This window comes from Stenotrophomonas maltophilia group sp. LNF247 (genome assembly GCF_054083135.1).
In genome coordinates this window covers 227,330-246,055 of sequence record NZ_JBSRQL010000002.1, presented here as the reverse complement: position 1 = coordinate 246,055, position 18,726 = coordinate 227,330, and the positions used below count along the sequence as shown (strand labels likewise).

The following is an 18,726-nucleotide window of genomic DNA, read 5'->3' as shown; positions in this document are numbered from 1 at the left end:
CGGGCGGAATGCCCGGAATGTCGGGCCTAGAAGTCGTACTGCAGGCGGCCGGTGACCGCGCGCGTGCGGTCCACCGTCACCCCGGCCAAGCGGTCGCGGTTGCGGCTTTCGATCACGTTGAGCATGAAGCGCAGGTTGTCGCGCAGGTACCAGTTGCCACCCAGCGTCCACGCCTCGGTGCTGCCGCGGCGCAGGTCCGGCGCACCATCGAGATGCTGCGCGCCCCACATCTGGTCGTAGCGCAGCGCCACTTCGAACGCGCCGGCCTTGTGGCGGATGTCCTTCACCCGCGCGAAGCGGCCGGTCTTGCGGTCGTAGGCGCGGCTTTCGCCGGTGACGAACCAGCTGACCATGCCGTAGGCGGCCATCACGTCGCCACGCTGCGCACCGTCATCGAAGGTGGCGCCACTGAACTCGCCCTGCCACGACAGCGGGCCGCGCACCTGGGCGTACTCCAGCGACCACTTGTTGACATCGGTATCGCGGCCGGCGGAGAAGTCCACCAGGGTCAGGCGGCTGTTGTCGGACAGGTGGCCGGCCGGGCGCGGACGGATCTTCAGGCCCGGAACGCCGTTCGCGCCCGGGTTGTCATAGGCCTCGCGGGCCAGCGACAGGCCCAGGTGCAGCACGTCGCCATCGGCGGGCGAGGGCGCCCAGGTGACACGGCCACCCGCAGCACGCCCCTTCACCTGCCAAGCGTCGATGCTTTCCAGGCTGTAGATGCTGGCGGCCCAGGTGAAGTCACCCGGATTGGCCTGCCACGACGCGCCCAGTCGGTACAGCGGCGCCAGCGTGGTGCCGGCATTGCCGCGCTCCAGGAAGCTGCCGTAGTTGGAGCTGGTGCGGTCATCCAGCGAGAAGTACTGCTTGAACTGGCCGACGGTCAGCTTGCCGGCCTTGCCGAAGCTGCGCGCCAGGTACACGTCCTTGGCCTCGACGCGGTCGCCGGAGAAATCGGCTTCCAGCTTGTAGTCGACCACGAAGAACTTGCCGGACACGTCAACCCACGCACGGCGGATTTCGGTGTCGTCCTTGTTCGGGGTGCCCCGGTTGTCATTATCGAAGGTGGCGAAGTCCAGGTGCAGGCGGCCACCCAGGGTGGCGGTGACCGGACGGTCGTCTTCGGCAGCGAAGGCCGGCGCCGACAGGACAGCCAGCGCCATCATGGCGGCAGGACGCCGCCAGGCAAACGTGAATTCCACAAACCCTCCCAGGTGCGCGCCAGGCGCGCGGCAATCGTGGGCACCGGACGGTGCGCGGCCGCAGTCTGGGTCGCCGTAGCTGTCATCGTCCTGTCAGCGGTTTGTGCGGTGCAGCGTAAATGGTCGCCAGGCATGGCCCGGCGGGCGGCCCCGGCGTCATGCGGTAGCATTCGCTTCCCCTCCCACCGTCGTGCCCATGCGCCTGCTGCTGGTCGAAGACAACCCGGATCTGGCCGATGCGATCATCCGTCGCATGCGTCGCAGTGGCCATGCCGTGGACTGGCAGGCCGACGGCCTGGCCGCTGCCAGCGTGCTGCGCTACCAGAGCTTCGACCTGGTGGTGCTGGATATCGGCCTGCCCAAGCTGGACGGCCTGCGCGTGCTGGCCGGCATGCGCGAGCGCGGTGACAGCACGCCGGTGCTGATGCTGACCGCGCGCGATGGCATCGAAGATCGCGTGCAGGCGCTGGATGTGGGCGCCGACGACTACCTGGGCAAGCCCTTTGACTTCCGCGAGTTCGAAGCACGCTGCCGCGTACTGCTGCGGCGCGCGCGTGGGCAGGCCAGCGAAGTGGTGCAGATTGGCGGCTTCCAGTTCGACAACGCTGCGCACCGGGTCAGCCTCGACGGGGAGCCGATCGAACTGCCCAATCGCGAGTACCGCCTGCTGGAGATCCTGGTCGGCCGTCTTGGTCAGGTGGTCGGCAAGGACGAGATCGGCAACGGCCTGTTCGGTTTCGATGACGAAGCGGGCCCGAATGCCATCGAGTTGTATGTTGGCCGCCTGAGAAAGAAGCTGGCGGGCGCACCGCTGCGCATCACCACGGTGCGCGGTGTCGGCTACCTGCTGGAAGCCAGCGATGGCAGCGCCGACGCCGATGGCTGACGCACGCGCTGCGAACGCCGCACCGGGTTCGCTGCGGCGCACGCTGCTGCTCTACCTCGGCGCGCTGCTGGCGGTATTCGCGGTGGCGCTGCTGTTCGCCGCGCGCGACTATGGCCAGCGTGCGGCAAACCGTTCCTACGATCACCTGCTGGTGTCTTCGGCGCTGTCCATCGCCGATTCGGTGGCGCTGGTCGACGGCCAGTGGCAGGTCGATCTTCCCTATGCGGCGCTGGACCTCCTGGCGATGGCCCCGGAAGACCGCGTGTTCTATCGGGTGGCCGACAGCCGCGGCAACCTGATCACAGGTTATGGCGATCTGCCGTCGCCGCCGCGCCGTCCGGGCACGCAGCCGCAACTGTTTGATGCGGCGTACAGCGGCGAGACCGTGCGCTTCGTGGTGGTCGGCCGCAGTTTCGCCGCGGCCTCGGCGCAGGGCGAGGTGCAGGTGCAGGTGGGCCAGACCCGGCGTGCGCGCGAAGCCGTCGCGCAGGACATGGTCAATCGCGCACTGCTGGCGATCGGCGTGCTGTCCGGCCTGCTGCTGGCGCTGGTGGCGTTTGGCGTGCACCGCGCGTTCCGCCCACTGGTGCGGGTGGAACGCGAGCTGTCGCGCCGCGAACCGTCCGACCTGAAGCCCCTCGACGCGCGCGTGCCGCGCGAGATGGACCAGATGGTGGCGGCGTTGAACCGCTTCATGGAACGCCTGTCCAGCAGCAACGAGACACTGCGCGCATTCATGGCCGAGGCCGCGCACCAGATGCGCACGCCGTTGGCTGCCCTGCGCGCGCAGGCACAGCTTGCGCTGGACGACGACGACCCCGAAGACATGCGGCGCAGCCTGCAGGCGATCGAGCGCAATGCCACCCACATGAGCCGGTTGCTGAACCAGCTGCTCAGCGATGCCAGCGTGATCCATCGTTCGCATCTGCAGCGCTTTGCAGCGGTGGACCTGGCCGAGACCGTGCACCAGGCCCTGCATGAAGCGCTGCCGCAGGCCGGTCCGGCGCCGCGCGTGCAGTTGGCGATGACCGCCGAACCGGCACTGGTGCACGGCGATGCGCTGCTGCTGCGCGAGGCGATCAAGAACCTGGTCGACAACGCACTGAAGTACGGCGGTGACGGCGACCTGCAGATTGCCCTTACCGTGGAAGGCGAGCAGGCCGTGCTGACCATCGCCGACCACGGCGCAGGCATCGCCCCGGCCGATGCCGAGCGCGTATTCGAGCGTTTCGCACGTGGCGAAGGCGCGCCCTCAGGTGGTGCCGGGCTGGGCCTGGCCATCGTCAAGCGCGTGGTCGACAGCCATGGCGGCCGCATTGACCTGAGCAACCGCCCGCAGGGCGGGCTGGTCGCCACCATCCGCCTGCCACGGAGCAGTCCATGATCCGCCTGTTCGCTGCTGCCGTTGCCTTGCTGCTGGCCCTGCCGGTACTGGCCGCGCCCGGCGACGTACGCCGTTTCCCGGCCCAGGCAAAGGCCACTGCGCAGCTGCGCATTCACGGCACCACCGACATCGAAGTGTTCGCGGTGGTGATCGCCGATTACCAGCGCCTGCATCCCGGCACCGAGGTGGTGTACGAGGACATCATCACCCAGGACCTGTACGCGCGTTACCTGCACGACCGCGCCGGACCGGCATCGCCGGACCTGCTGATCTCCAGCGGCATGGATCTGCAGACCAAGCTGGTCAACGATGGCCACGCGCTGCCACACCGTTCGGCGCAGACCGCCGCACTGCCGGCCTGGGCACAGTGGCGCAACGAGGCGTTCGGTATCAGCTACGAGCCGGTGGTGATGGTCTACAACACCCGCATGCTGCCGGCCGCGAAGGTGCCGCACACGCGTCGGCAGCTGCTGGACCGGCTGCGCGCCGAGGGAGCACCGCTGCGCGGCAGGGTCGGCACCTATGACATCGAGCGCAGCAGCGTCGGCTACCTGCTGTCTACCCAAGATGCGCAGCGTGGCAGCATCGCCGGTGCGTTGCTGGGCGCGCTGGGTGACAACGACGTGGTGCGCGAGGAGCGCACCGGCGTGCTGCTGGACAAGGTGGCCAGCGGACAGCTGTCGCTGGTCTACAACGTGCTCGGCTCCTACGCGCAGGCGCGCGTCGATGCGGGTGCCCCGCTCGGCATTGTGGAGCCCGAGGACTACACGCTGGTGGTGCTGCGTACCGCAGTGATCCCGCGTACCGGCCCACACCCGGAAGAAGCCCGGCGCTTCCTCGACTACCTGCTGTCGCCACGCGGCCAGCAGGTGCTGTCGCGCGAGGCACGGCTGATGCCGATCGTGACCGGCAACGCGCGCGGCGATGATGCGCCGGGCCGCAGCCGCCGCCCGATCCAGCTCGGCCCGGGCCTGCTGGTGTACCTGGACGCGCTCAAGCGTCGCCAGTTCCTCGATGCCTGGCGCAGCAGCGTCGAGCCGGCCGGGCGCTGAGGCGGCGACCTGCCCGTACAATGGCGGCATGAGCGAATACACCATCCTGATCGCCGATGACCACCCGCTGCTGCGTTCGGCGGTGGTGCAGTCGTTGCGGCAGAGCCTGCCGCTGGCGCAGGTGCGCGAAGTCGCCAGCGCCGAGGCATTGGCCGAAGCGCTGGATGCCCACCCGGATGTGGACCTGGTGCTGCTGGACCTGACCATGCCCGGCGCGCACGGTTTCTCCGCGCTGCTGCACGTGCGCGGCTCGCATCCGGACATTCCGGTGGTGATCCTCTCCTCCAACGACCATCCGCGGGTGATCCGTCGTGCCCAGCAGTTCGGCGCGGCGGGTTTCATTCCAAAGTCTGCTCCGGCCGAGACCATCGGCGAGGCGGTGCAGGCGGTGCTCGACGGCGGCCTGTGGTTCCCGGCGATGGCCGCCGAACGTTCCGAGGCAGACGCGTTGCTGGCCAGCCGCCTGGCCCAGCTGACCCCGCAGCAGTTCCGCGTGCTGCTGTGCCTGGCCGATGGCCTGCTGAACAAGCAGATCGCCTACGAGCTGGGTCTGGCCGAGAACACGGTGAAGGTGCACGTCACTGCGATCCTGAAGAAGCTCGAATGCCATAGCCGCACACAGGCCGCGGTACTGGTGAAGGCGCTGGAGCCTGAGGGCGACGCCGGCATCGGGTTGTAGTTTCCAGCCAACGGCGCAGCCCCTCGTGGGTGGACACGTAGAGCAGTTCATGGGTGAGGCCGGGCAGGTGGACTGCGCAGGGGCCGCTGCAAGTACGTCCATGTAAGCTCGGTCGCCGCATCCATGCGGCTCACGCCCCTGCGCAGCCCACCTGCCCGGCCACGGACACGTTCCGTGCGCGTCCACCCGCGGAAGAGAAAAGAAGATCAAAAGCAAAGACAGCCTGACAGGCTGCTTTTTGTAGAGCCGAGCCCACGCTCGGCTGCTTTCTGGACGGTCCGTGAAGCCGAGCATGGGCTCGGCTCTACACGAGCAAGCGCAGCGCGCGACCCGCTTTTGATCTTATTTTCTTCTTCGTGGGTGCAGGCCACCGAAATCTGTCGGAGGCCGGTCGGGTTGGGTGCGCGGGGGTGTCAGCCGCATGGATGCGGCTGCCAAGTCTCCAGGGACGGATTCACGGCGTCCCCCGCGCACCCAGCCCGACCGGCCCACCCACGGCTTTTGCTTTCCACGACCAACCAGACACCAACCACGAGGGGCTGCGCCGTTGGCTGGAAACTACCCGCGATGCCGGATCAGCAACTGACTCATCAGCGCCCGCAGCGCCGGCGGCTTCACCGGCTTGGCCATCATTCCCCAACCGCGTTCGGCAGCCATCTCACGCAATCCCGCATCGCGCTCGGCGGTGACCAGCACCACCGGCGGACGGGCCTGCCACAGCTCTGCCAATGTCTCGTACAGCACCGGGCCATGGTGGTCACCCATGCGCACATCCAGCAGCACCAGCTCTGGCACCGCGCCTGTTGCCGCCAGCTGCAGCGCCGCCTGCGGGCCGTCGGCCAGCGCCACCTCGCAGCCCCAGCGCTCCAGCAGCGCGCGGCTGGCGGCGCAGACGTGCGGATCGTCGTCGATCACCCACACCCGGCGACCGCGAAGCGGGTTGTCCGCGGCCGGTTCCTGCATCAGCACCGGCACAGGAGCAGTAGCGGGAATCGCGCTGGCTTCGCCGAACGGCACGCCCACCGCGAACACGCTGCCCTGGCCCAGCTGCGAGCGCAGGCGGATCGGGTGGCCGAGCAGCCGACCGATGCGGTCGACGATCGCCAGGCCAAGGCCGGCGCCGCGCTGCTGGCCGTCGTGCAGGCGGCGGAACTCCTCGAAGATCTCGCCCTGCAGCGCATCGGGAATGCCGGGGCCCTGGTCGTGAACTTCGATCCACAGCAGGCCTTCGCGGCGACGGCAGCCGAGCAGCACGCGGCCACGTTCGCTGTAGCGCAGTGCGTTGGACAGGAAGTTCTGCAGGATGCGGCGCAGCAGCGCTTCATCGCTGACCACCACCGCAGCGGTATCGACCCAGTCGACCACCAGCCCACGTGACTGCGCGGCGATGCCGAACTCGCGTGCCAGCGTCTGCAGCAAAGGCCCGAGCCGGAACGCCTGTACGCGCGTGGGCAGGCTGCCCGATTCCAGGCGCGCGATATCCAGCAGGCTGTTGAGGATCGCATCCTGCGCGGCCAATGCAGCATCGATGTGGTCGCTGGTCTGTTGCTGCGCCGGGTCACTCAGCTTGCCGCGCAGCACCGAGACGAACATGCGCGCCGCGTTGAGGGGCTGCAGCAGGTCGTGCACGGCCGAGGCAACGAAACGGGTCTTGTAGCGGTTGGCCTGCTCGGCTTCGCGGCGTGCTTCGTCCAGGTCGCGGGTGCGTTCGGCGATGCGGTGTTCCAGCGCATCGGCCAGGGAGCGCAGTTCGCGCGCGGCGTTCTTGTAGCTGGTGATGTCGGCATAGCTGGTGACGAAGCCGCCGTCAGGCAGCGGATTGCCACGGATCTCCAGCACCGTGCCGTCGTCCTTCTCGCTCTCGCGCATGTGCGGGCGGCCGCTGCGCAGGTGGTTCAGGCGACGCTCGATTGCTTCATCGACGGGGCCCGGACCGAGCAGGCCACGGCGTGCGTTGAAGCGGAACAGTTCCTCGATCGGCCGGCCCACGCGGACCAGGTCTGCCGGGAACCGGAACAGTTCCAGATAGCGCGAATTCCACGCGACCAGGCGCAGTTCGCGGTCGATCACCACCACGCCCTGCGGCAGGTGTTCGAGGCTGCGGCTGAGTCCGCTGTCGGCGTCGGTGGCCGCCTGCAGCAGGCCATCCTGTGCGGTGCGCAGTTCCTGTGCATGCTGCTTGAGCAGGGTTTCCAGTTCGCGGCGGCTGCGCAGGCGATGCTTGGCCAGGCGTCGGCGCTGCTGCACGAACAGCACCAGGAAGCCCAGCGCCAGCCACGCGGCACCGCCGGTGAGTGCGGCCGCGCGGCCGGCGGCGGTGGCGGCGCCGGCGTCGTGCAGCAGATGCAGGTTCCAGCCTTCGGCGGGCAGCGGCAGGCTTTGCCACAGCATCGGCTGCGGCAGTACGGGATCGAGCAGGCGCACCATGCGGCCACCATCGGCAAGCACGTCTTCAGTACGCGCGCGCAATGGCTGCAACGCGCGGTCGGCGTATTGGCGGGCGTCCAGCATTTCGCGGCGCTCATCGGCGCCCAGCGGGCGCAGCAGGCGGTAGCGCCAGCTGTCACGGTTGGCCAGGAACACCACGTCATGGTCGTCGCTGGCCAGCACCACGTCCGGGCTGCTCAACCATTCCTGTTCCAGCGCCGACAGCTCGACCTTGATCACCACCACGCCGAGCCGCTTGCCACCTTCCTCGATGGCCTGCGACAGGTAGTAGCCGGGTACGCCGGTGGTCATGCCGATGCCGTAGAAGCGGCCGCGGCCCTGCGCCAGTGCCTGCCGGTAGTAGGGGCGGTAGCTGTAGTTCTCGCCGACGTTGCTGGTCGGCTGGTCCCAGTTGCTGGCCGCCACTGCCACGCCGTCGTGGCCGACCAGGGTCAGGGTCGAGGCACGGGTGACTTCATTGGCGCGTTGCAGCTTGAGGTTCAGCCGCTGCTGTTCGGTGGGCGAGGGCGGCACACGCAGGGCGTGCAGCAGATCCGGATCCAGCGCCAGTACCTGCGGCAACGTGCCGAAGCGGTCGATGCGCTGCTGCAGGCCCTGGCCGTACAGCTGCAGCTGGCGTTGCACCTGGCTGCTTTCCTCGCCGAGGGCGCGCCGCCAGGCGTAGTGGCCGGCGGCGACCGCACACAGCACGGTGCCACCGACCATCACCAGGAGGGTCAGCAACAGCATCCGGTGGCGGCTGAGCCGGTACATGGCGGCAGTCTACGCAGGGCCGGCGGGCGTGACGTGCACGCCCGCCGGGGTCTGACGTGGAAGGGGTCAGAAGTGCATCTGCGCGCGCAGTTCGAAGATCTCCGGCGTGCTGTGCACACCGCGACGGCTGGCGTCGACCTTCACATAGTTGGCCTGGAACTTGAAGTGGCTGGTCAGGTACCAGTTCGCGCCCAGGGTCAGGTCGTGCTGGCGGCCACCAAGGATGCTGCCATCGTCGAGGTCCAAGCGGCTGTAACGGGCCACCAGTTCCACCGCGCCGTAGTCGTGCGCCGGCTTGATGTTGGCCACGGCACCTGCGTTGTACGGGCGCGACTCGCCGGTCAGCACCCAGCTGGCCATCGCGTACTGGCCGCTGCCGGTGTAGTCGGGCTTGCCGTCATGGCGGGTGACCGTGGCACGCAGGGCTTCGGCCTGCAGCGAGAACGGACCGCGGATCCAGATGCCTTCCAGGCCGGTGCGGCGGATCTGGTCGGCGGTGACCAGCGCGCCGGAATCGACATAGCGGATGTCGGTCAGGCCGGCTTCCGGGCGTGCACGCAAGCGCGCGCTGGCCTCGTGGTGCACGTCACGGCCATCGCTGTAGCCGCGCGGATTCTCCTGCGAATAGGCCAGGCCCAGGTGAATCACGTCACCCGGCGCCTTCACCGGGGTCCACACCGCACGCACGGCCTGGGTGGTGCCGGGGTTGTCACCCTGCAGGTCCTTGCCGCCATAGGCGCCGGCCTGCAGCAGGTACTGCGGGCGCTCCAGCACCCATTCCACGCCGGTGCGGCGGCCGGCGTAGAAGGCCTGCACGGGCAGCGCGGTTTCCAGGAAGCTGCCGGCGCGCGAAGAGGTGTTCGCGTCCAGGCCGACCGGGGTCTTCATGTAGCCGAAGCGGAAGCGGCCGATGTCGCGGCCGAAGAAGGCCTTGCTTTCAAAGCGCACGAACACGTCCAGCCAGGTATCGGACTGGAAGTCGTAGTAGACCATCGCGTCGTAAACGCCCTTCTTCTTCAGCGTCGCACCGAACTCCTTGCGACGCACCGCGTCGTCATCCTCCAGGCCACTGCCCGAGGAGAAATCGTTGTAGTCGTAGGCGATGTTGGCGGTAGCGGCCAGTTCGGTGCCGTCGCCGAAGGCGTACTTGGTCGGCCAGTTGTCGAAATCGGCGGCCGAGGCGAAGGCGGGAAGGGCGGCCAGCGACAGGGCCAGCAAGGTGGGATTCGGGCGCATGTTGGGTGCGGCTCTCTCGGATTGCGTGTGGACAGGACAACAACGGCCGCAGGGGCCGAAACTTTCGCAAGGACGCGCCCGGCCGTTCAGCCCGGGCCACCGGCCTTCCCGTGTCTGGGCGGTGTGGCGCCAGTGTAGGCACCTGCGCCACCTGAACCGGGGGGCTAGTACCAATAGGTTATCTGCGCCGACGTGCCCAGCGCGTACAAAGGCGTCCATTGGTCGCACCTCCTGCGCGTGCAGCACAGGGCGATCAGTTTCCACGGTAGCGGTTCCCGTGCAGTCCCGGGGCCGTACGTGCCTGAAAACGCCCCTTCCGGAGTCCGCCATGCACATCCCGACCGCAGCCCCGGCGCCTGCAAAGCCGTTGCCGATCTATCGCCAGCTGTACTTCCAGGTGATCGTGGCGATCGTCCTCGGCGCCATCCTCGGCCACTACGAACCGTTGGTGGGCGAAAAGATGAAGCCGCTGGGCGATGCCTTCATCAACCTGGTGAAGATGATCATCGCACCGGTGATCTTCCTGACCATCGTCACCGGCATCGCCGGCATGACCCACCTGCGCACGGTGGGCCGGGTGTTTGCCAAGGCGATGGCGTACTTCCTGTTCTTCTCCACGCTGGCGCTGATCGTCGGCATGATCGTGGCGCACGTGGTGCAGCCCGGCGCCGGCATGAACATCAACCCGGCCGAGCTGGACCAGACCGCGGTGCACAGCTACGTCGAAAAGTCGCATGACCTGACCCTGGTCGGCTTCCTGATGGACATCATCCCGAAGACGCTGGTGAGCGCCTTCGTCGATGGCAACATCCTGCAGGTGTTGTTCATCGCGGTGCTGTTCGGCATCGCGCTGGCCTCGGTGGGCGAGAAAGGCAGGCCGATCGTGAACTTCCTGGAGGCGCTGGTCGCCCCGGTGTTCAAGCTGGTGCACATCCTGATGAAGGCCGCCCCGATCGGTGCCTTCGGCGCGATCGCCTTCACCATCGGCAAGTATGGCGTCGGCTCACTGATCAACCTGGCCTGGCTGGTGGGCTCGTTCTACCTCACCGCCTTCCTGTTCGTGGCGGTGATCCTGGGCCTGGTCTGCCGACTGTGTGGCTTCTCGGTGTTCAAGCTGGCGCGCTACCTGAAGGCCGAGCTGCTGCTGGTGCTGGGCACCTCTTCGTCGGAGTCGGCGCTGCCGTCGCTGATGGAGAAGATGGAACGCGCCGGCTGCAGCAAGTCGGTGGTGGGCCTGGTGGTCCCGACCGGCTACTCGTTCAACCTGGACGGCACCAACATCTACATGACCCTGGCGGCACTGTTCATCGCCCAGGCCACCAACACCGAACTGACCCTGGGACACCAGATCGCCCTGCTGCTGGTCGCGATGCTCAGCTCCAAGGGCGCGGCCGGTGTCACCGGCGCCGGTTTCATCACCCTGGCCGCCACCCTGGCCGTGGTGCCGGAGGTGCCGGTGGCCGGCATGGCGCTGATCCTGGGCGTGGACCGCTTCATGAGCGAATGCCGCTCGCTGACCAATTTCATCGGCAATGCGGTGGCCACCGTGGTGGTCTCGCGCTGGGAAGGTGCGCTGGACCGCAACCGCCTGCAGCTGGCGCTGGACGGCCGCGAGAGCGAACTGCCGCCGCCGGTCGATGCGCTGCCCGAGGCGCTGCCGGCCAAGGGCTGATCCAGGTGTGTGGTACCGCGGGGCCGGCCACGACAGTGGTACGGCCCCGCGGCGTTTCAAGGCGTCCCATGACTGTCATGGGCAACGCCGATGCTGGTCTGGGGCCCCGCCGCATACGGCACGGAATTGTGCGGTCGCAGCATGGCTGCGACAGGATAGCGACAGGTCCAGACGCTCCAACGGGGGTATGATCCCCTGTCCCTTCTGCCCATTCATGTAACCCACATCGATGTCCAACGAAGATTTCAAACAGGCCGCCCTCGATTACCACCGGATGTCCCCCCCGGGAAAGATCAAGGTTTCCGCTACCAAGCCCATGCTGACGCAGCGCGACCTGTCGCTGGCGTATTCGCCGGGCGTGGCGTATGCCTGTGAAGCGATCAAGGCCGACCCGCAGCAGGCCAGCGAGCTGACCGCCCGCGGCAACCTGGTGGCGGTGATCTCCAACGGCACCGCGGTGCTGGGCCTGGGCAACATCGGCGCGCTGGCCGGCAAGCCGGTGATGGAAGGCAAGGGCGTGCTGTTCCAGAAGTTCGCCGGCATCGATGTGTTCGACATCGAAGTGGATGAAACCGACCCGGACAAGCTGGTCGACATCATCGCCTCGCTGGAGCCGACCTTCGGCGGCATCAACCTGGAAGACATCAAGGCGCCGGAGTGCTTCGTGGTCGAGCGCAAGCTGCGCGAGCGCATGAAGATCCCGGTGTTCCATGACGACCAGCACGGTACGGCGATCATCGTCGGCGCAGCGGTGCTCAACGCCATGGCGATCACCGGCAAGAAGATCGAGGACGTGAAGCTGGCGACCACGGGCATGGGCGCCGCCGGCATTTCCTGCGTGAACATGCTGGTGCAGCTGGGCCTGAAGCCGGAAAACATCCTGGCCTTCGACCGCGAGGGTGTGATCCACACCGGCCGTACCGACCTGGACCCGGAAAAGCAGCGCTATGCGCGCGATACCGACAAGCGCACCCTGGCCGAGATCGTCGACGGCGCGGACATCTTCCTGGGGCTGTCGGCACCGGGCATCCTGACCGCCGAGATGGTCAAGACCATGGCCCCGGATCCGGTGATCTTCGCGCTGGCCAACCCGACTCCGGAAATCATGCCGGAGGTGGCGCGCGCCGCCCGTCCGGACGCGATCATCGGCACCGGCCGCTCGGACTACCCGAACCAGGTCAACAACGTGCTGTGCTTCCCGTACCTGTTCCGTGGTGCGTTGGACGTGGGCGCGACTGCGATCAACGAGGAAATGAAGATCGCCTGCGTGCGTGCCATCGCCGCGCTGGCGCGCCGCGCGGCCACCGACATGGGCTCGGCCTATGGCGGCGAGACCCCGAGCTTCGGCCGTGAATACCTGATCCCGCGTCCGTTTGACCGCCGCCTGCTGGTGGAGCTGTCGGCGGCCGTGGCCCAGGCCGCGATGGACTCGGGCGTGGCTTCGCGCCCGATCGAGGACATGGGCGCCTACCGCGACAAGCTGGCCCAGTTCGTCTACCGCACCAGCCTGATGATGAAGCCGGTGTACGACCGCGCGCGCAGCGACAAGCAGCGCGTGGTGTACGCCGAGGGCGAAGAGGAAGTGGTGCTGCAGGCGGTGCAGAACGTGGTCGATGACGGCCTGGCGCATCCGATCCTGATCGGCCGCCCGGAAGTGATCGAGTCGCGCATCGAGCGCCTCGGCCTGCGCCTGAAGATCGGCGAGAACGTTGAAGTCACCAACATCAACGACGACCCGCGCTTCAACGAATACTGGCAGTACTACCACGGCCTGACCGGCCGCCGTGGCGTGACCGTGGCCGCGGCGAAGAACCTGATGCGTTCGCGCCCGACCCTGATCGCAGCGGTGATGGTGGCCCGTGGCGAAGCCGATGCGATGCTGACCGGCATCGTCGGCCGCTTCCACAAGAAGCTGGGCTACGTGCGCAGCGTGCTGCCGCTGGAGCCGAAGGTCACCTCGACCTCGGCGATGACCGGCGTGATCAACCAGCAGGGCGTGTTCTTCTTCGTCGATACCCACGTGCAGGAAGACCCGACCGCCGAGCAGCTGTGCGAAGCAACCCTGCAGGCGGCCTACCGCATGAAGCTGTTCGGCATCGAGCCGAAGGTGGCGCTGCTGTCGCACTCCAACTTCGGCAGCCACGATTCGAAGGATGCACTGAAGATGCGCCAGGTGCGCGAGCTGCTGCTCAAGCGCAACCCGCGCCTGAACGTGGATGGCGAAATGCAGGGCGACACCGCATGGGATGAAGCGCTGCGCCAGAAGCTGCTGCCGGGCTCGACCCTGCAGGGCCGAGCCAACCTGTTCGTGCTGCCGAACCTGGAAGCGGCCAACATCGCCTACAACCTGGTGCGCGTGTTCACCGACGGCGTGGCGATCGGTCCGATCCTGATGGGCGTGAACAAGCCGGTGCACATCCTGACCACCAGCGCGACCTCGCGCCGGATCCTGAACATGACCGCGATTGCGGCGGTCGATGCGCAGATCCGCAAGCAGATCGAAGCGGAAAAGAAGGCGTAAGCCTTCGTTCCGCTGCGATCTGCAGAAACGCGCCCTTCGGGGCGCGTTTCGTTTCCGCCCAGCGGAAACGGGTAGAGTCGACTGTTAGTCGACTGCCTTTCCTACAACCACCGAAAATCCCGCGCGATCGCGCGATAGTCGACTAACAGTCGACTCTACCGGTCCCGATGCCGGTCCCACCGCTGCCACACGCGCTACGCACCCCGGTCATTTCCCTGCAACGCCGCTGCGGCCCAATACGCCCACGCGGCCTGGCCGTGGGAAGGGACCGGACCGGCCTCCCCACCCTGGGCCCGACCAACTTTCCATGGACGAGGGTGTCATGCGCAATCGAGTGACGCGGCGGTACTTCCAGCAGTTGTTCGCGCTGTACGCCGGCTTCGTGCAGTCGCGCTGAGGCCGCGATGCGGTAGCGCCGGGCAATGCCCGGCGAACGTAAAGTGCGTTGGGGCTCAGCGCCGCTTGCCGCGGCGCGCTGGTGCCGGCGGCGGTGCATCCGAACGCGGCTTGGCATACTGCGTCCACAGCGCAGGCAGTGCCTTGCCGGTGTGCTTCTGCCACAGCACCGGTGCATAGCGGCCGTCGCGCAGGGCCTTGTCCAGTGCCAGCACCAGGCCCGGATGTTCGGCGTCGGCCCATTTCAGGAACGCACCGGTGACCCGGTAGCCGCTGTCGAAGTTCTGCCCCGTCTCGACCTTGCCCGGCAGTGCCCAGCCCGCAGCGGCATTGTCCATGCCGTAGCGGTCGCGTGCGTAGTCGGCGATGCCCTCCACCAGCCAACCCGGCACCCGTGCGTCGCCATAGCCCGGATAGCCCTGCACGATGTGCATGGCCTCATGGGTGACCAGGTCGATGTCGTTGGGGTGCTGCGCAAGCCAACCCGGGTTGATGGTGATCGTTGCGGCCTGGTCCTTGTCACCGACGAAGGCGATGCCGGTGTAGGCCGGGTCGATCACGATGCGCACCATCGCCGGCGCGGCCGGGTGGAAGTCCGCACGTTCGCGCAGGTAGGCGAAGAAGAACGTATCGATCACCCGCTTGCGCTGCGGCGCGGCCAGGGCGCCACGGGCGTCCTGGTAGTTCAGCGTCACGCCGTCGCGGGTCAGCTGCGTATCGAACGCCTGGGTCTGGCCGAAACTGGAGAAGGACAGGGCAACAAGGGCCAAGGGCAGAAAACGGAAGCGCATGCCGCTCATTGTACGGTGCCGGCCGCCAGCAGTTCGATCTCCGCCAGCGGCAGCCGTGCCGGTGCCGCCAGGCGCAGGCGGTATTCGCTGTAGCGACCGGGTTTTGCAATGCGGAATGGACGGGTCTGGCGGGCGGATTCGAAGTCTTCGCCGCTGCGCTGGTCGAGCACGGCCCAGCTGCCGCTGCCGTTGCGCGCTTCCAGCGTCCACTCACCGCCCTGGATACGGCTGTCACCGCTGGTCAGCGTGTACATCGTCGGGGTGCCCTCAGCCAGGCCGGCCAGCGCGATGGTTGCACCGCCGCCCAGGCCCACCGTCGTGCCGGCATCGTCATCGACCAGCGCGGGCAGGGCGCGGCCATCGGCCAACGTCGCCTTCGCGCCGCTGCCGAGCAGGTCGTGCAGCAGCTGCGGGCGCTGGCCGCGTGCGGTCAACGAGCGCGGCACATCATCCACGCCACTGCCCCAGCGCGAGGGACGGGGGCCCATCACGAAGTCGAGGGTCGCGCCCTTGGCGATCAGCTCGTGCGGCACCCAGGTCTTCGTCCACGGTTTGCCGTTGATCGTCAGCGACTGCACGTAGACGTTCTCACGCGAGTTGTTGGCCGCGTTCACGGTCAGCACGGCACCACCCTGCAGTTCCACGCGCGCATGTTCGAAGGCCGGCGAGCCGATCACGTACTCCGGTGCGCCCATGCGCAGCGGGTACAGGCCCAGCGATGCCAGCACGTACCACGCCGAGGTCTCGCCGTTGTCCTCGTCACCGGGATAGCCCTGGCCGATCTCACTGCCCACATACAGCCGCGACAGGATCTCGCGCACATGCTGCTGGGTCTTCCACGGCTGCCCGGCGTACAGGTACATCCACGGGATGTGGTGCGCCGGCTGGTTGCTGTGCGCGTACATGCCCATGCGCACGTCGCGCGCTTCGGTCATCTCGTGGATGGTGCCGCCATAGGAGCCGGCCAGTGCCGGGTCGGCGGTTTCCGGCGTGGCGAAGAAGGCATCCAGCTTCGCCGCCAGCTTGTCGCGGCCACCGTACAGCGCGGCCAGGCCTTCGCCATCGTGGGCGGCGGTGAAGGCGAAGGTCCAGCCATTGGATTCGGTGTAGTCGTGGCCCCATACGCGCGGGTCGTAATCCTTGGCGTCCACGCGCCAGCGGCCATCGGCCTTGCGGCCCTGGAAGAAGCCGGCGGCCGGGTCGAACATGGTCGCGTAGCTGGCGGCGCGATAGCGGAAGTACTCGGCCTCGGTGCTGTAGCGCTCGCGTGCAGCCGGCGTGGTGGCGCGCTTGGCCAGTGCATCGGCCATGTTGGCGATGCCGAAGTCATTGAGCGCGCCTTCCATCGTCCATGACATGCCTTCGTGCACGTCCGCGCTGGCGTAGCCACGGAAGGTCGAACGGTCCATGCCCTTGCGGCCGACATGACGGTCGGGCGGGACCACGGTCGCGTTCTTCAGCGCGGCGGCGTAGGCCTCGGCCGGATCGAAGCCGCCGATGCCCTTCAGCCAGGCATCGGCGAAGGCCACGTCCGAGCTGGTGCCGACCATCAGGTCGGCGTAGCCCGGCGACGACCAGCGCGCGATCCAGCCGCCGGCGCGGTACTGCTCGATGAAGCCTTGCACCAGCTGGCCGGCATCGTCGGGCGTAAACAGCGCATAGGCCGGCCAGGTGGTGCGGAAGGTATCCCAGAAGCCGTTGTTGACGAAGACCTTGCCGTCGCGCACGGCCGCATAGCTGCGGGTCGCGCTGCCATCGGTGTTGTCATCGCTGGCGCTGGCCTGGTTGGCGTAGCGCCAGTCGGGTAGGGCCGCGCTGCCCACGTTTTCATGGCCGGAGTTGGGGTACAGGTACAGCCGGTACAGGCTGGAGTACAGCGTGGTCTTCTGGTCGTCGCTGGCGTTGCCGATGTCGAAACGGGCCAGGCGCGCGTCCCATGCATCCTGCGCACGGCTGGCCACGCTCTCCAGCGTATCGGCAGCGCTGATTTCCAGTGCCAGATTGTGCCGCGCCTGCTCGACCGAGATCAGCGAGGTGGCGATGCGCATCGTCACCCGCCGGTCGCTGCCGGCGTCGAACTTGATGTAGCCGGTCGGGCGGCCGGTGTCGAGGCGGCCGCTGCTGCGCCACGGCTTGTCGAAGCTGGCCACCACGTACATGCGGCTGGCTCCGTTGGACAGGCCGCTGCGCGTATCGGTGTAGCCGGACAGCGTCTGCGTGGCGGCGTCCAGGGTCAGGCCACCGCGCGCATCGACATTGTCGAACAGCAGGTTGGCGTCGCCGCCCTCGGGGAAGTCGAATCGGAACAGTGCGGCATGATCGGTCGGCGCGATGGCGGCAGCGATGCCATTGTCAAAGCGCACGTCGTAACGGTACGGGCGGGCGCTTTCGTGGCGGCGGTCGAACGACAGCGCGCGTTTGCGGCGGTCGGCGTCCGGCGCGCCACGGCTGGCCGAAGGCATCACCTGGAAGGTCTGGCGGTCGCCCATCCACGGGCTGGGCTGGTGGCTCAGTGCCAGCGCCTGCAGCTGCGGGCGGTTCTGCGCATCGTTCTGTTCGTTCCAGCGGTACAGCCAGTTCAGTGCGCCGGCATCGGTCACCGGGGTCCAGAAGTTGAACCCGTGCGGCACCGCCGTGGCCGGGAGGTTGTTGCCGCGCGAGAACGTTCCGTTGGCCTGGGTGCCGCGTGTGGTCAGCACCCAGTCCGAGACGCGCTGCGGCTGCTGGCGCGGCTGCGCATCCAGGCATACGTCGTCGATCCAGCCGGAGACCGGCGCACCTTCGGCACTGGCCACCTCCAGCTCGATCGCCACCACGCGGCGGCCTTTCAGCGCGGGCACGTCGCCCAGCCGCACCGCCTTGCGCGCCCACTGCTGTGGGTACAGCGTCTTCGACTCGCCCTGCGCATGGGCGCCAAGGGCCACGCCATGCTGGTCGCGTGCCGTGCCAGCCGAAACGCGGCTGCCATCGTCCAGCAGCAGGTCCAGCGATACATAGGTCGAGGCGACGGTGTCCTTGCCGACGATTTCCGGCAGCACCAGCCACGACAGCGTGGTATCGGCCTCGATGGGCAGGTCGGCCTTGAACAGTTCGCGCCGCGCGCTGCCGCCTTGGCTGCTGTAGCGCAGCGCATGCAGGCCGCTGTAGCCGGCGTCGCGCTTGGCGGCGTAGGGCGCGGCCGGTCCATTGCCGATCGTGACCTGAAGCGCACTGGTGGCCTGCGCCGGGACAGGCTCGCCCGGTTCGAACGAGGTGTGCAGCCCCTGCGCCAGCGCCGGCATCGCAGTGGTCACGCAGGCCAGGGCCAGAGCGAGCGGAAGCAGGGCGCGGCGTGGATCAGACAGGGTCATGCAAGGGTCTCCCGAGAGGCAGGCGGCAGGCAGAACCCGCATCGGCGGACACCACGGACAGCATCGCTCCGCCCGCCGGGAGGGCAGTGGAAGAGGCGATGCCGGTCCGGTGGGGGCGGGCCATGCGATCGGGTCGGATTGGGGTGGGCCGATTCACGGCCTGGCCCGATCCTGCAACAGCGGCAGCAGCCTGACAAGTGCCATTTAGTTCGATCCAAATGCGGCAAATTTCGCAGTCGGCGGGTTTCCAGCGTGAACCCGCTGGATCGATTGAAGGATTTCCGCCAGTGCGAGGCCTTGGATCTGCCGCGCAACCGCGCAAGGAGACGCCCTGCGGCGGGCAAAGACCTGTTGTT

Annotated in this window: 11 protein-coding genes; 6 read left to right on the top strand and 5 right to left on the bottom strand. The window is 67.8% G+C overall.

The genetic code is table 11. From position 1 onward, the window contains the following. Nucleotides 1-26: 26 nt before the first annotated feature. On the bottom strand, nt 27-1,166 hold the full coding sequence (locus tag ACTXG9_RS03200) for an OprO/OprP family phosphate-selective porin (protein WP_111098059.1): 1,140 nt from the start codon (nt 1,164-1,166) through the stop codon (nt 27-29). Between the two features lie 232 nt (nt 1,167-1,398). Between ACTXG9_RS03200 and ACTXG9_RS03195 the strand changes: the two genes are divergently transcribed. From ACTXG9_RS03195 to ACTXG9_RS03180, 4 genes are read left to right on the top strand one after another with little or no spacing between them, the layout of a single operon-like run. After that, nucleotides 1,399-2,088, top strand: a complete 690-nt coding sequence (locus ACTXG9_RS03195; RefSeq protein ID WP_019662067.1) for a response regulator transcription factor — start codon at nt 1,399-1,401, stop codon at nt 2,086-2,088. Continuing rightward, entirely contained in the window at nt 2,081-3,472 is a 1,392-nt protein-coding gene (locus tag ACTXG9_RS03190) for a sensor histidine kinase (protein ID WP_031270791.1), read from the top strand. The genes ACTXG9_RS03195 and ACTXG9_RS03190 overlap by 8 nt, the downstream gene beginning before the upstream one ends. Further along, complete coding sequence (locus ACTXG9_RS03185; protein ID WP_111098060.1) at nt 3,469-4,524, top strand: ABC transporter substrate-binding protein; 1,056 nt, start codon at nt 3,469-3,471, stop codon at nt 4,522-4,524. Before ACTXG9_RS03190 ends, ACTXG9_RS03185 begins: the two co-directional genes overlap by 4 nt. A 28-nt stretch (nt 4,525-4,552) precedes the next feature. Next, complete coding sequence (locus ACTXG9_RS03180) at nt 4,553-5,203, top strand: response regulator (RefSeq protein WP_111098066.1); 651 nt, start codon at nt 4,553-4,555, stop codon at nt 5,201-5,203. Between the two features lie 558 nt (nt 5,204-5,761). Here ACTXG9_RS03180 and ACTXG9_RS03175 read toward each other — a convergent pair. Next, nucleotides 5,762-8,404 carry a hybrid sensor histidine kinase/response regulator gene (locus tag ACTXG9_RS03175; RefSeq protein WP_111098061.1) on the bottom strand — a complete coding sequence of 881 codons (2,643 nt, stop codon included), beginning with the start codon at nt 8,402-8,404 and terminating at the stop codon, nt 5,762-5,764. 66 nt (nt 8,405-8,470) lie between these two features. Beyond that, nucleotides 8,471-9,640, bottom strand: coding sequence for an OprO/OprP family phosphate-selective porin (locus ACTXG9_RS03170; protein WP_111098062.1), 1,170 nt, complete (start codon nt 9,638-9,640; stop codon nt 8,471-8,473). 328 nt (nt 9,641-9,968) lie between these two features. On the opposite strand from ACTXG9_RS03170, the gene ACTXG9_RS03165 reads away from it, so the two are divergent. Next, the gene (locus ACTXG9_RS03165; protein WP_021204354.1) at nt 9,969-11,312 is read left to right on the top strand and encodes a dicarboxylate/amino acid:cation symporter; all 1,344 of its coding nucleotides are present in this window, start codon (nt 9,969-9,971) and stop codon (nt 11,310-11,312) included. Between the two features lie 229 nt (nt 11,313-11,541). After that, nucleotides 11,542-13,833 carry an NADP-dependent malic enzyme gene (locus tag ACTXG9_RS03160; protein WP_021204353.1) on the top strand — a complete coding sequence of 764 codons (2,292 nt, stop codon included), beginning with the start codon at nt 11,542-11,544 and terminating at the stop codon, nt 13,831-13,833. A gap of 452 nt (nt 13,834-14,285) precedes the next feature. Here the strand turns inward: ACTXG9_RS03160 and ACTXG9_RS03155 are convergent, their stop codons facing one another. Continuing rightward, entirely contained in the window at nt 14,286-15,029 is a 744-nt protein-coding gene (locus tag ACTXG9_RS03155) for a basic secretory protein-like protein (RefSeq protein ID WP_111098063.1), read from the bottom strand. After that, nucleotides 15,026-18,370, bottom strand: a complete 3,345-nt coding sequence (locus ACTXG9_RS03150) for a GH92 family glycosyl hydrolase (RefSeq protein ID WP_111098064.1) — start codon at nt 18,368-18,370, stop codon at nt 15,026-15,028. The genes ACTXG9_RS03155 and ACTXG9_RS03150 overlap by 4 nt, the downstream gene beginning before the upstream one ends. Nucleotides 18,371-18,726: the final 356 nt, after the last annotated feature.